Source organism: Clostridium sp. LS (genome assembly GCF_002760435.1).
GTDB lineage: Bacteria > Bacillota > Clostridia > Clostridiales > Clostridiaceae > Clostridium.
The window spans coordinates 1-14956 of the sequence record NZ_AUUU01000094.1 but is presented as its reverse complement, the minus strand read 5'-3'; the positions used below and the strand labels follow the sequence as shown (position 1 = coordinate 14956).

General features: G+C 27.0%; 12 protein-coding genes, 2 pseudogenes and 1 riboswitch. Of the genes and pseudogenes, 9 read left to right on the top strand and 5 right to left on the bottom strand.

The features are described from left to right. Nucleotides 1-168: 168 nt before the first annotated feature. A complete protein-coding gene (locus tag COL3_RS28885; protein ID WP_180277960.1) occupies nt 169-339 on the top strand; it encodes a hypothetical protein in 171 nt (56 codons plus the stop codon). A 319-nt stretch (nt 340-658) separates the two neighbouring features. On the opposite strand, the gene COL3_RS19220 is transcribed toward COL3_RS28885, so the two are convergent. Beyond that, complete coding sequence (locus COL3_RS19220) at nt 659-892, bottom strand: hypothetical protein (RefSeq protein WP_008424004.1); 234 nt, start codon at nt 890-892, stop codon at nt 659-661. A gap of 323 nt (nt 893-1215) precedes the next feature. Between COL3_RS19220 and COL3_RS19215 the strand changes: the two genes are divergently transcribed. Then, nucleotides 1216-1446, top strand: coding sequence for a hypothetical protein (locus COL3_RS19215; protein ID WP_008424006.1), 231 nt, complete (start codon nt 1216-1218; stop codon nt 1444-1446). A gap of 574 nt (nt 1447-2020) precedes the next feature. Here COL3_RS19215 and COL3_RS19210 read toward each other — a convergent pair. Further along, nucleotides 2021-3073 carry a galactose ABC transporter substrate-binding protein gene (locus COL3_RS19210; protein WP_008424008.1) on the bottom strand — a complete coding sequence of 351 codons (1053 nt, stop codon included), beginning with the start codon at nt 3071-3073 and terminating at the stop codon, nt 2021-2023. Between the two features lie 1349 nt (nt 3074-4422). Between COL3_RS19210 and COL3_RS19205 the strand changes: the two genes are divergently transcribed. The 4 genes and pseudogenes from COL3_RS19205 to COL3_RS19190 all read left to right on the top strand — a co-directional run bounded on the left by COL3_RS19205 (nt 4423) and on the right by COL3_RS19190 (nt 9794). Continuing rightward, a complete protein-coding gene (locus tag COL3_RS19205) occupies nt 4423-4593 on the top strand; it encodes an aspartyl-phosphate phosphatase Spo0E family protein (RefSeq protein ID WP_008424009.1) in 171 nt (56 codons plus the stop codon). 306 nt (nt 4594-4899) lie between these two features. Beyond that, a riboswitch (cyclic di-GMP riboswitch) is annotated at nt 4900-4981 on the top strand. Between the two features lie 132 nt (nt 4982-5113). After that, nucleotides 5114-6325, top strand: a complete 1212-nt coding sequence (locus tag COL3_RS19200) for an HDOD domain-containing protein (RefSeq protein ID WP_008424010.1) — start codon at nt 5114-5116, stop codon at nt 6323-6325. Nucleotides 6326-6390: 65 nt separating this feature from the next. Further along, nucleotides 6391-8332 (top strand): annotated as a pseudogene (locus COL3_RS19195) (methyl-accepting chemotaxis protein). Nucleotides 8333-8750: 418 nt separating this feature from the next. Next, nucleotides 8751-9794, top strand: coding sequence for a galactose ABC transporter substrate-binding protein (locus COL3_RS19190; RefSeq protein WP_008424013.1), 1044 nt, complete (start codon nt 8751-8753; stop codon nt 9792-9794). Nucleotides 9795-10235: 441 nt separating this feature from the next. Here the strand turns inward: COL3_RS19190 and cooS are convergent. After that, nucleotides 10236-11294: pseudogene (gene cooS, locus COL3_RS19185) on the bottom strand (anaerobic carbon-monoxide dehydrogenase catalytic subunit); the annotation flags it as partial. A gap of 533 nt (nt 11295-11827) precedes the next feature. Here cooS and COL3_RS29620 point away from each other — a divergent pair. Next, a complete protein-coding gene (locus tag COL3_RS29620) occupies nt 11828-11953 on the top strand; it encodes a hypothetical protein (RefSeq protein WP_274596968.1) in 126 nt (41 codons plus the stop codon). 345 nt (nt 11954-12298) lie between these two features. Continuing rightward, entirely contained in the window at nt 12299-13330 is a 1032-nt protein-coding gene (locus tag COL3_RS19180) for a PocR ligand-binding domain-containing protein (RefSeq protein ID WP_008424016.1), read from the top strand. Between the two features lie 272 nt (nt 13331-13602). Here the strand turns inward: COL3_RS19180 and COL3_RS19175 are convergent, their stop codons facing one another. Together COL3_RS19175 and COL3_RS19170 are read right to left on the bottom strand one after the other, a co-directional pair. After that, complete coding sequence (locus COL3_RS19175) at nt 13603-13920, bottom strand: hypothetical protein (RefSeq protein WP_008424017.1); 318 nt, start codon at nt 13918-13920, stop codon at nt 13603-13605. 46 nt (nt 13921-13966) lie between these two features. Then, nucleotides 13967-14191, bottom strand: a complete 225-nt coding sequence (locus tag COL3_RS19170) for a hypothetical protein (RefSeq protein ID WP_242982156.1) — start codon at nt 14189-14191, stop codon at nt 13967-13969. A gap of 210 nt (nt 14192-14401) precedes the next feature. On the opposite strand from COL3_RS19170, the gene COL3_RS19165 reads away from it, so the two are divergent. Further along, nucleotides 14402-14611, top strand: a complete 210-nt coding sequence (locus COL3_RS19165) for a hypothetical protein (RefSeq protein WP_008424021.1) — start codon at nt 14402-14404, stop codon at nt 14609-14611. The last annotated feature ends 345 nt before the right edge of the window (nt 14612-14956 follow it).

Genomic DNA, 14956 nt, shown 5'->3' with positions numbered 1-14956 from the left:
GATTCACACCAAATCATAGATTTGGGTTCTCTACTTAAGAATTTGCTTATAAAATGCAGGTTAAGAGAGTTGTTATACGAATTTAATCATAATTTTAATGTTATGTCATAGCACAAAACATATATCAATAATAGCATCGCATAATTTTTATGAAACTCCAAATAATTTATGAAGTGTGTTGTGATATGGTTAATAATGAAATTAAAATTAACGCTGAATAATGATATGTTTTTAACAAATAGCTTTAACCTTAGAAATATTTGTGATGGAATTGATCAGGTGGTTGATAATTATGTGGAAAAAACTACTGAGGCTGTGAACAATTTTAGTTTTGAGTAGTGGTTCCATGTCGTATTCTATTTTGAATAGTATTTTATTGAACGATTTAGCTATTTTGATATATTATATGCTGAGAATTCATCCTTGAGGCGAAGCGGGATAATCATACGTTCTTCAAAATTTAAATGTTTATTCTTACGCGATTTTGTGTTATTTTTTTGTAGTTCATAGTGATTATTTTCCGTGTTTGTTTTGGTTTTGCGATTAAGTCATAACAAAAATAATCACTATGGATTTTTTATTGGTTCAAGTTCATTTTGCAACTAGTAAAAGAAATATAACAAAAAATAAGATCTTAATGAGAAAAGTTCATAACTAATCAATTAGAGTTAGAATCATTTTTGGGTATAGATTCGGATGAAGTTGATGCATTTTCTGTTGAAGATAAATTATTTTTTTTAGAAGCAATTGCTAACAATGAGCGTCCTACATCCAAAAAGAATTTTCCAAGTAAATTAATTTCATCAGTAGTTTTATTTTTTGAAAGTGAAGTAGAGAGTGAGTCGATTAGAACTAATAAATCTTCTGAATCTATATTATCCATAGATGACATTATTACACCATCCTAACAAAATAATATTAATTAATAGATACTATGATAATTAGAATTATGATATGAGTACAGTTAAAAATATTAAGAAAATAAAAATGTCCAAATAAAGAGATCAAAAATAGGGCCTATAAATAATGAGATAATGAAATTCATTGTATTACATGTAATTGAAAGATAAATATTAAAATGATTTAATCAATAGAAACAATAACTACAATCACAAAGTTGTTAACTATAAAGAGATTTGAACAGATAACATATTTGTAATGTTTAGAAGGAAATTCGCTCTTTTTGTATAATTAGTTGTATAAAAGGAGGTGGTTATGATAAATGAAGATTTACTTGTAAGATATACCAAGGCTTATAATGAAGCGGATTCTAATTATGCCATATCTGCTATTGTAACATTATTAGCAGAACAAAATGCAAAAAATAGAATTGCGATAGAATATCTAGAAGAAAAAGGAGTTCCAATAATATCAATTCAGGAAAAATTCAATAAGTATTTCAAACATGAACTTGATAGGATTGCAACGCGATTGCTAAAAGAATAAGGATTAGAACTCTAGAAATAGGGTTCTTTTTATTGATCAACTGCTACGCCAAAGGAAATTCAAGAAAAGCTGGAAGAGGAAAAAGAATGTAGACAAAACTGTATAAAGAAGTTTTTAGAAAGGCAAAAAATCAGTCTTCTACAGATCCATATAAACATAAGTTATATATGAAAAAAGCAGTAGCTAGGAATAATCCAACTACTGCTTACTTTTTAAGGCATGGAGGATTATACAATTATATAAATTCTTATATCACTTTGATATATTGTGGTATTGAGAAAATGTTAACGAAATACTTGAATTAACTTATTGCAATGAAGCATTTTTTAGAGATCAAAGAATCTCATCACAATTATATTAAAACGACTTAATTTTTATATATTCCTCATAAGGGAACGGAACTATAATTTCTCAATCAATAACATTATAATTTGTGTTTTCTGTAAGACTTAAATTGTTAACTAAATTCATTCCAATTATTTAATGCTATGATTTTCTTCTAAAGATAAAATTTAGTTTATATATAATTAAGATTAAAGTATATAAATAAGAAACATTAGTTATAGGTAACTAACTACGGCTTTATTTGTTTATATTCATGATAAGGCATATTAATTGTAACTCCAGTTTCGTCAAATTTATAATTTGTACCTTGAAGTGGGGGTAAATTATTAGCCAAATTCATTCCTAGAACATAAAGGGATTCAGCTGTTTGATTTGGATCTTGTAATACAGTACCAGACATAATTCCGATATTAATTAAATCTATAGCTTTTGGAATTCCGTCAATTCCGAAAACCGGAATATATTTTGATTTATCTCCTTTATTGTAACCATATGATTTCAATGCATTAATAGCTCCTATGGCCATAGCATCATTATTTGAAATTATCGCTTCTATATTTTTTCCATAGGTTAAAAATAGTAGTCGAATGGAATCTTCTGCACATTTCTCGTCCCAATTACAAGTCTTGGATAGAATTTCTTGAGTTTTTATTCCAGATTTATTAATGGTTGAAATAGAATACAAACTTCTTGCATTTGTTACTGTGATATTGTTTGGACCCTTTAGCATGATATATTGTAATGTATTATCGCCATTTCTATCAATATTGTTTTTGTTTGAATTCCATTCATTTGTAATGAGATCACCTTGTAAAATGCCTGATTGAACAGCATCAGTAGATATAACTAGTGCTTTATTATAAGATTTAATAGGAGCTGTTTCAAATGGCACTGTATTAAATAAGATTATTGGAATATTTTTTTGTTTTGCTTTGTAGATAACTGATTCGACTGTATTCTGATCTAAATCTACTAAGTTTATTAGTAAAAGATCATAATCATTTTGAAGAACCGAATCTAAAAGAGTATTTTGTATGCTCTGATTTCTTTTGCCATCATAAAATGTAAAGTTGATACTATTGTTGTTTTTATTTTGAATTTCTTCTAACCCTTTACGGACTAAAGAAATATAAGGATCATCAAAACTAAATAATAATACAGCTGTTTTAATTTGTTTTTGTGGAACAACTTGTGAATTAGCATGCATTTTAGGATAATATAGTGACATGGTAGTTACTATAATTATAATAAAAAATAAGAATAGAGTTTTAAATATTTTCATTTCAAAGCCACCTTTCATATTTAGTATGGCATTAAAAATGAATAACATTCCTTAATACCAGGCATGAAAAAGTAAAAGCTGTAATTAGATGCATTCTAATTACAGCTTTTTATAAATTGATAATATGCCAATTCTGTGAGATTACTAATCTTTTAGGAAATATTACCATATAACCAATGTACTACGATTTAAAGAAAGTGTGACAAATATAAATACATATAAATTTAATGTAAAAATGCTTCAGCTTTTGTTAAAATATGTTATAATGTAATTAAGGTAATTAATAAAAAAAGTAAGTTGGGTGTTCATAGTATAAGGGGAGTGAAGAGTAGTCTTTATTTCCCTTATTACTTTTTCATTAATTGGCATATATTATAATAACAGTAGTCAGGGAGTTTTTGACTACTGTTATTATAATAAAAAACTTAAAGGGAGTATAATATTTTTGCTAATTCAAATCAAAAAGACTACTATGATATTGAAAAATTGTTACCGTATAGATTAGTTAATATATTATATATTAAGAAAAATGTTACAAGGTAAAAGCAAGAATTAAGCTGTAGCAGATGCATTGAAATATTTATGATCAAGGATACAACAAAGGATATTGCAGTGGAGTTGAAGCAGGGAGTGAAAAAGGATTTTATAAAAATGTGTCCCAATTATTAACTTAGCTCTAGTTTAAAAATGAGTATAACAAGTACATTGACTATATTGAAAAAGTTGAATGTTAACATTAAATAGAGTAATCATTACTTGTTATTGCATTTGATTTTATGATAAAATAGATATATGCTTGTATACCATAAACCCTAAAGCATAAATATAAAAATGCAATCATTAATTTGGTTGCATTTCAAATTGTTATTTACTTAATTGTAATGTAATGATAAACTATAAACGTAAGTATTTTAATATATATTAACAGCAGCAGGCAAGAAAAATTTTGCTTGTTGCTATTTTTTTATTTCTAATATATAATCAAATCCTTTCTTGTCTAAATATAATATTTTTATTATCACACATTAACAGATTTTTAACATATTAGTTTTGTTAAAGCCTATTGATTTTAATAATTATTACAACACATGTTTTGTAAAGTTTTATTAATTTAACCCGTTCTAATAAAAGATAACTTTTTACACTTATTAGTATGTTAGAGCTTTTCTATTTGTAAATAATACTGATAAATTTAACTAGCACAATGAGTTGATTTAAATATATAAAGGATTCTATAAGGGCCCCTTAAAATTGCGAGGGCTCTTTTTGTACATATTAAACAAATATTTTTATATTTGATACATAATTTTCCTTAATTGTTATAATTGGATGACGAAAGGAGGGATATTATGAAAGAAATGGAGAACATAAACAATAAAATTAATATGATGAGAAAATTATTACAGGACCTGATCAATGAAAAATCAAATCTATTAGATCCTGACGTAATTTTAGTAAGTCAAGAATTGGATGAAATTTTGAACGAGTACAACAAATTAATTAGTAAAGTAGAAAAGTAAAACGAAGAGGAGAAATTTTATAATTTCTCCTTGTATAATAATTAAAACAGGTCTTATAAGTTGAATTTTACAATGCTTTAGCCATTCTTGATGGCACAATCCATCATAATATTTATAGTTACCATGTAAGAATTTTCCTAAAGATGATGAATCATTTTATTGTTATATGATAGGATAATGTACTTTGGGATTTATTTATATATTATTTGTTATTATAATTTTAAAAATTACATAAGCGGATAAATTCACTTTGATAAATTAATTATAATATTATACATATATTAAAAAAATGACAAAAATATATATTAAATAATTGGAGCTATGAAAAATTCTTTTATCTGGGCACTTTAAGAATTGGGAGCTAGTTGTGCAACCGACCAATTAAGACTAATTAATATTAATTAGTTTTAATTGTTTTTTTTATATTTATATATAATTAGGTTTTTATTTTATTAGTATTTTTATAATTAATTAAATTGTATTTATATTTTTAATTAGCTTTTAGAAAGGGATGAATTAGATGGACACTTTTATAGCAAGGCAGCCTATATTTGATAGAAATAATGAAGTTGTTGCATATGAGCTTTTATTTAGGAATGGACATAATAATTTTTACAATAATTCTAATGGAGATGAAGCCACACTAAATGTTATAGCAAATTCGTTTTATGCATTTGATTTTAAAGGCATTATTGATAATAAGAAAGCGTTTATTAATTTCACAGAAGAATTGATAAAGGAAGAAATAGCAACAATTCTTCCAAGTGAGTATGTTGTAATAGAAATTTTAGAAAATATAGAACCAAGTGAAGAATTTATAAGTTCATGTAAACGATTAAAGGAAAAAGAGTTTATTATAGCATTAGATGATTTTACATTCGATATTAGATATATTAAATTAGTACAATTAGCTGATATTATAAAAATAGACTTCAAAATTACTAAAGGGGTAGAGAGAAAAAAGGTCTTTGAGTTGCTAAGAATAAATAGTAAATTAAAGTTTTTAGCTGAAAAAGTTGAAAATAAAGAAGAATATCATGAGGCCTTAAAGCTTGGATATACGTATTTTCAAGGGTACTATTTTAGTAAGCCAACTATATTATCAACTCAAAATATTCCAGCTAATAAAGATACTAGATTAAAAATCCTAAAGTTAATAAATAAAGATGACTTTGATTTTAATCATTTGGAAGCGTTGATAATAAAAGATTTAGGACTATCATATAAACTTACTAAATTAATTAATTCGTCTGCATATGGTATCAAGAACAAAGTAAGTACTATAAAACATGCTATTACACTTTTAGGAAAGAAAGAAATTATAAAATGGCTTTATATTGTGTTATTAAATGACTTAAAAGAAAGTGATATAGATGAGGTGGTAAAAGTTTCCTTGCAGAGAGCAAAAATGTGTGAGTCTATTTGTGATATGAGTATATATCAAGAGAAAATTAATTCAGCATATATGGTAGGTTTATTTTCAGTTATGGATGCCATTTTAAATTGCTCAATTGAAATTATTATAAAGGAATTGTATTTATCAAATGAAATTAAAGAAGGACTTATTGAGCAAAATAGTCCGTTAAACAAGGTATTAAAATTAACTATTAGTTATGAAAAAGGCCAATGGGAAGATGTTCTGGTTTATGCAAAAGAAATAAAGATAAATGAGAATAAGATTCCAGAAGTTTATTTAGAATCAGTAAGATGGGCGGATGAGATACTACAATAATTAATAAGTTATTTTGAATTTAATAAAAAATCAATGTTTATTAAAAGTATAAGGGGAAGATTAACATGAAATTAAAAGAAATAAAGATAAATAGTATTCGTACTAAACTAATCATTAGTTTGGTTTCTATTTGTGTAATTCCATTAATTATATTGGGATTTGGTTCTTATAATCAATCGAAAACAATACTTAGTAATAAGTTAACAGTGACAAGTAAACAAACACTTTCAGAAATAAATGATGGATTAATAGATTATTTTCGCGGATTTTCTAATATAGTTTCAATGACTTCAAAAAATCCGGCAATAATGAATATTGATGTTGATAATAACAATGAAACTATAATAAATATATTAAAAGGTATAAAAGAAAGTGATGGGGATATTCTTGATATCTATTATGGAACTGGTTCTGGAAAATTTGCTATATACCCAGAAGTACAAATGCCTGAAGGTTATGACGCAACTACAAGATCATGGTATAAACTTGCACTAGAGCATAAAGGCCAAGTTGTAATAACACCTCCTTACGTAGATGCTGCAACTGGTAATAGTGTAGTTGGAATTGCAGAAACAGTAGAAAAAGATGGTCATGTAGTAGGTGTCATAGGAATAGACTGTACATTAGCAACACTTTCAGAAAGAATGTCTACTAAGAAAATAGGGAATTCAGGGTACATTTTTATTGCAGATGGATTAGGCAATATTTTAGCGCATGAGCAAAGAGAGTTAATTAATACAGATGCAGCTGCAAAGTTAGAAATTTGGGAGGAAGTAAAATCTGAGGACAGTGGATTTGTAAGCTATAAGTCTGATGGTTCAAAAAAGTTTGGAGTATATCAGACAAACCAATTAACAGGTTGGAAATTAGTTGCTATATTAGATGAAAGCGAACTTTCTAATGATACAAAATCTATATTAAATACATCTTTACTAATGACACTAGTAATTGCAATAGTTGCTGTCTTTTTATCATTATTCATAAGTAAAGGAATAGCTAATAATATTAAAAAGTTGAAAGAAGTATTTTCTAAGGCTTCTAATGGTGATTTAACAGTATCTATAACTGCATCAACAAATGATGAATTTAAGGAATTAGCTACTTCATTTAATGCAATGATAAAAAATATATCTAAGCTTATGAATAGTATCTCAAGTTCATCAAATATAGTCTTAGAAACGTCGACAAGTCTTGCAAGTATGTCACAAGAAATAACAGCTTCTATAAATGAGGTGGCAAAAGCAATAGAAGATGTATCAGGAGGAGCAACTGAACAAGTGCAAAATGCCCAAAAGGGTGAATCTGAAATGGAGAGCTTATCAAAAAGGTTAGATGAAATTAATATTAATTCTAATGAAATGGATCAAATATCAAATAATACTAGAGATTTAAGTTCAAAGGGATTAACTATGATAGAAACATTGGCTGAGAAATCAAGTAAAACTAAAATGGCTACTAATGATGTTAATGATATAGTTCATGATATGAATGAAAGCACTAAGTAAATAAATGCAATATCAGAAACGATATCTAATATAACAGAACAAACTAATCTTTTGGCATTAAATGCTAGCATTGAATCTGCACGTGCAGGTGAAGCAGGCAAAGGATTTGCAGTAGTTGCAGATGAAATAAGAAAACTTGCTGAACAGTCAAAAACGTCAACAGAGGAAATAAAGAAAATTATTTCTAATATACAAGAAAAATCAGATACAGCAGTAAAGGCTATTAAGGCTACTGAAATTATAGTTGATGAACAAGAATCAGCAGTAGATGAAGCTCATAAAATATTTGATGAAATTTTAAAATCAATCGAGATGATGACTAAAAAAGTTGATGAGGTTAAGCACTTTAATATCAGAACAAACAGCTTCAGCATCAGAGGAAGTTACTGCATCAACAGAAGAAATAACAGCAACAATGGAGGAACTTACAAATCATTCAAATGAACTTCAATTATTAGCAGGAGAATTAGAAAAGCAAATAAATAATTTTAAAGTTAGATAATATATATAATAAGGTTTTCTAATCACAATAAAATGAAGCTCCACAATGGTATTGATACATAACTGATGTAGAATAATTATAAAGAAGTTAAACTAGTATGTATCATAATTAAGTAAAGCTAATGCTAATATTTACAATGATTTATTATAATCTAGGTAGTTATTCTTTTTTTACATAGCTTTAAATTTACTTATATACATTATCTTTATTAAAGAAAGTTTAACTATTTGGAAATTCATAGGAATTAATTCGAAAGGCACAAGGTATAGTGTAACTATTTGCAAGAATTACACTATGCTTTTTTTGTTAACTAAAAAAGATTAATATAGATAACACTTTTTCTAATTTTGTAGAAATAAATATTTATGAATTTTAATGAGAATAATACTATTATATAAAATGAAGGAGATGATTTCAGATGAGAACATTCAGAAGAATATTAGTAATTTTATATTTAATATTTAATATATCTGAAATGCAATATAGATGTATTGAGGTAAAAGGTGAGGAAAACTTATTTAGACAAAATCATGCAACAGTAGTAGATGTAGTATTATATGACTTTAAGGATAAGTATATTTCCTTGGTTAAACAAAATTTAGAAGAAATTCAAAATCAAAATAAAGGGAAAGTTAAGTTTAATTTCTATGATAGCAAAGGGAACCAAGCAATACAAAATGAAATTCTGAGTAATTTAGAAAATAATGTTCAAGATATTCTTTTGATTAATTTGGTTGATACAAAAGCTACTCAAGAAGTAATTGACCGTTTTAAACTACGAGGTATACCTATCATTTTCTTTAATCGTGAACCTCTTTCAACTGAAGCAATTAAATCCTATGAAAAAGCTTATTATGTTGGCACAAATGCAAAAGAAGCAGGAAATTTGCAAGGGCAAATTCTTGTTAATTTGTGGAATAATAAAAGAACGTCCATTGATATTAATAATAATGGTGTTTTGCAATATGCTATATTGCGTGGTCCTCAAAATAACATAGAAGCTCAGGAAAGAACAGAATTTTCAATTAAAGCTCTTGAAAAAGCAGGAATACAAATAGCACAAATTGCATCAACTATTGGTAACTGGGAGAGAGATCTGGCTAGGACAAATATTAGTGCTTTATTCTTGCAATATGATAATAGAATAGAAGCGATAATTGCAAATAATGATGAGATGGCCATAGGAGCTATTGAGGCATTGCAAAAATACGGATACAATTTAGGTGATCCAAAGAAAACGATAGCTGTTGTAGGAGTGGATGCAACACCTGAGGCTCAAGAATTGATAAAAAATGGGCGTATGGCAGGTTCGGTTTTTCAAGATCCTTCAGAAATGGCAAAAGCTATTTATACTATAGGCTTAAATGTATTTCAGGGTAATCCTCCACTTTTAGACACACAGTATAAATTTGATGAGACAGGAAAAGCTGTGAGATTACCATATAAGGAGTACATAGGGTAATAAAATAATTTTAATATAATTGATATAGGCACTTATCATGTTATATTTTACTAGTTGAATTATGTAGATAATTTTTTTGTTTAGCATTATAATAGAGAAGAATGAATTAGTTTATCCCATTATACTAAGCATTCCACTATCAATCTTTTTCAGGATACAGATAAATATATATCTGTATCTTTTTATTTAGAATAGCATAAGCTTTTGTAATACTTCATCCAAATAAATTTGGACGAGATATTACAAATAGAATGTAAGAATGTTATGATAAATTAAATTTTTATCGCAAACTAATTTATAAGAGTGTAATCTCATTTTTAATAACAAAAATCTAAATAAGTAGAACTTTCTTTGAATATTTTAAATAGTTAAAGAAAGTTCTACTTATGGTTAGTTTAGAGGATTAATTATTAATTTAATGAATCTTATTTACAAAATATATTAGCTTAATCCCATACCTTTTCTTTTTGCAATAATATGGGCTTCAATATTTTCAGCTACTTCAACAGGATTATCACCTAGGGCTATCTTACCACCAGTTACATCTTCTGCTTTTTCTGTTAAAAGTTCTACTAATTCAGGAGCGCCAGTCATAAAAGGAGTAGGAGATAGATGAGTATAAGTACCATAAGCTAGTGCAAAAATTCCATCTATAGTTGCTTTTTGTTCCATCCATTCTGGAGCAGTAACGGCTATTGGAAGATCTGATACATCAACATCTAAGTGATCTGCAAGAGCAGTAACTAGCATTGAAATTCTTCCAGTATCAGTACAAGTTCCAAAACTTAATACTGGAGGTATTTTTAGCATATTACATACTTCTTTTAAACCTTCTCCTGCCATTTCATTTGCGGCTTCAACAGTACATAGACCCTCTACTTCAAGAGCATGGTTTCCGCATCCGCCACTAACTACTAATATATCTCGTTTTATAAGTTCTTTTGTAAGGTTTATAGTCATAGAATCTTGAGGGCCATTTCTTAAAGTTGAGCAATTAGCAAGTGCTACAACACCTTTTATTTTTCCAGCTGCTATTACATCTACTAATGGGTCAAGTTTGTTTCCAAGAGCACCTAAAACAGCTTCAGTTGAAAAACCAGCTATAGCTTTTTGAGTTTTCTTTGGAACTAATGGTTCAATTTTTCTTTCTTTTCTCTTTTTAAAGTTTTCAATAGCAAGTTCAATTAATTTATCCGCCATTTTATCAACTTCTGAAGGTTCATAAGGAATCTTATGTTCAATACCAGGTAAATCAATTATAGTACTTACAGATACTAAAGTAACTTGGTATTTTTCAGCGTACATATCTATGGCTGGAGGTGAACAATTTTCTTCCATTGCAAACACGTCAACAGTACCAGTAGCAAGTAATGGCTCTATAGTAAGCCAATTACCCATGTGACCTACAAAAACTTCATTCATTTCAAATCTTTGAAGTAATTCTTGACCTGTTTCTATGGAACCAACTATTCTAAGGCCTTTGGCACCTGAAGCTTTTGCCATAAAAAGCATAATCCCTTTAAGCTAAGTATATATGAAACAAAAATATCCAACCACTATTATTATATTTTATATTCTCAGAAAAAGAACAAAAGATAGAAAATTATTAATTAATTGTCTTCTGACCATTTACCTAGTTATAAAAGAATACGTTTTAGTAATTAAAACTACTATTTTTTATTAGTAAACGCGTATGTTCATTATTCTACTATTAATAAATCAAATACATTATTGAGCCTATATACCCACTATAACTAAGATATTATTGTGACAAAACAATTAATAAATAAATTATCAGTAAATTTATATAAATATAGTATGAATTTTTGTTTTGCATTTTTATTTGTAGGATGTTATAATGAAATTAAAGCAATTAATAAAAATCACATTTTGAGTTCTTATTTAAGAATAGAGAGAATAAAGAGAAATCTTTATTCTCTCTATTCTTTTATATCAAATCTCAAACTAATACATATTATGAAATTATAGGGAGCTTATTTACTAACATTATAATTAAATTACTGAAGAAAAAAATGGGTAACAGAAGTTATAGAAGGTGTGAGAATTCTAATGTACTTGGAGCTGAAGATATTAATACAATACTTGACGATAATAATGCATATAATCAAGATATAATAAATGAGATTTTTCTGATGTAGAAGCTGGAAGTGAAGAACGATATTTACAAGGACATCAACGAGGTACAGAAGAAGTGTCAAAACACTAAACAAAAAGCTTTAGATTGTATAAGAAATATTAATTGTCGCCAGAAAATATATTTATTATTTAGTAAGTTTACTAAGTACCCCAAAAAGAGGTAGGAAAAAAATCAGGTAAGAATAATAATACTATCTTTTTTTATTAAAAATATAAAATTGTGAATTACACATTTGAGATGAATCTATTATATAATTTAATAAATATATTAAAATTTGAAAAAATTGAAGAATGTAAATAGTTACTATGGTATAATATAAAAAAACGGTTTTTTGGAGGAGAAATTTGTGGAAAAATATAATGGCGATTTAAATATGCTAGAATTAAGAGATATTATTGATTTGAAATTTCTTCAAAAGTTTCAAGATGATTTTGCACAAAGCATGAATATTGCGAGTATAACAGTAGATAAGAATGGAACTCCAGTTACAATGCCAAGTAGTTATACTAATATATGTTCTAATCTTACTCAATCTACACAAATTGGGAAAAATCGATGTGCACAATGTCATGCCAGTGCTGGAGAGGAAGCATTTAGAACTGGAAAACCTTATATTTATAAATGTCATTCAGGACTTATTGATTTTGCAGCACCAATAATAGTTAAAGGAACTCTTATTGGCACAATTCTTGGTGGTCAAATTCTCTTTGATAATCCTAAAGAATCTGAGTTTAAACATACTGCAAGAGAGCTTGGTTTAGAAGAAGAAGAATATTATACTGCAGCTAAAGAGGTGAAGGTAGTAGAGGAACAAAAGATTAAGTCAGCAGCAGAAGTTTTATTTTCGGTAGCTAATACATTATCTCAAGAAGGATATCAACGGTTAAAGATTACGGAATTAACTGGAACCCTTACAGAGAGTTTTGAACAAATATCTTCTGCAACTCAGCATCTTGCTGCATCATCAATGGAAGTTACTGAAAATCAAAATTTATTAAATAATGAAATAGTAAAGGTACGAGAACTTTCTAATAAAATAAATGTTATTTTGGGTTACATAAAAGACATAACTAATCAAACAAAAATGCTTGGGCTTAATACTTCAATTGAAGCTGCAAGAGTTGGGGATTTGGGAAAAGGGTTTTCTGTTGTTGCAAAGGAAATTAGGAATTTAGCAGGAAATTCTAGAGAAACATCAAAAAATATTGCTGAGTTGGTGAAAAAAATACAGGAATCAGTAGAAAAAACTATGCAGGTATCAAATACTACACTAGATATAACGGAGCAACAATCAGCTGCAATAGAAGAAACAAATGCTAGTGTTGAGGAAGTAACAAGTTTTACTATAGAATTAGATAAATTAGCTAAATCAAAGTAAATTATAAAATATGAATCTTACGAATAGTATAATGTGTTCCCCATTTTGGGGATTTCTTTTATTCTTTAAGAAATTATAAAGTCAGTTAAATCTTTTAACAAATCATATAGCAGACTATTCAAGTGTGTTTTGAAAGAACTAAAAGAATAAAAAAACAAATCTATTAAAAGATTACTGCTTGTAAATAATTATGATAATTAAAGTTAAAAGGTTTGTTTATAGATTTAGAAATTATATAAATTGTAAATATTTTAAGAAATAAAAAAGAAACGTTAAGAAAAAATTAGCTTTCCACTTCCAATTATCACAAAGGTATAGTCATAATCAATGGGTAATAGATTATATTTTTGTGATTGAGGTTTTAACCTAAAAGCTTGATGCATTAACTGATTAGAGTCAAATATAATTATTGTTGCAGTAGCATTTTGAGATATATTTTCAACTTTAGGAGACATATTTGGTGATAAATTCAAATCTCTTACAGAATATATGCCTTGAGAGTATTGTTTTTGTTGAGCTACAGCATTTGATGTGTTAATAATTAACGATGTAGATAGTAAAAAGGAAATTATGCAAATGAGTTTTTTCATTAATATTAGCCACCTTTCATAATTTTAAATACGTTTTAAATAACAGCTAGGAAATTTTAGCTTGTTTAAAAGTTAATTTAACATCGCCATATATTATGAATTTGTAGTCAGGTTTAATTGGAATTAATGGATTTCTGGTAGAACTAGGTGGTATTCTTATAAATTGTTCTACATTTTTACTAGAATTAATAATAAATAATAAACCATCAACGTAGGGTTCATTATTTTCTACAATGTAAGTAACATTATCAGCAAGATTAAGATCTTTCATTGTATAAAAACCTTGGGAATATATTTTTGCTTGAGCAAATGTATTTACTGTATTTATAGTAAATGATATGAAGAAAAAGATGGAAAATAAAATAACAGATTTTTTCATATGATTATCAACCTTTCATAAATTAAGTAGTATTCAAATAAGGAGTTAAATTTATTATATGGAGTATAGAAAAATATATTCGTTATAGGAAGGAGGATACTTATGTTAAATGAGAAAGAAATTAAACATTTTAAGCTTATTCTGAAAAAAGAGAATTGCAGATTAGAATCCAATATTAAATTCTTTAAATCAAAAGGTACTGATCTTGATGAAGCATGTCTAGAAGAACAGAAGAGGCAAGAAAATGCTTTGTCTGAAAATAAAGAGACAATTATAAAATTAGATAAAATGCTAAGAGAGATATCTAATTAAACATTTGATTAATTGAATAATATTGAAAGAGCATATAAAAACCCCAATTAAGGGGCAGAAAATGAATAGAATAAAGTATAAGATGACTATTAATTTAGATCTACTAAAAGAGAAAATAATATTTTGAAGATTATATTTAATTATATGAAGATGATTTTAAAATAATTCTAAACATGGATAAATAACTTGTAATCTTAAAAAAGTGAACATAAGACAAAACATATTAAAAAATAATATCTAGCTATCAGTTAAATGGGATCTAGGTTAACAATCTATTTTGTTATTAAAGTTTAATCTGTTTAAATCTTCCTTTGCTTCTGATACTAAAGTTCTATCAATTCACTA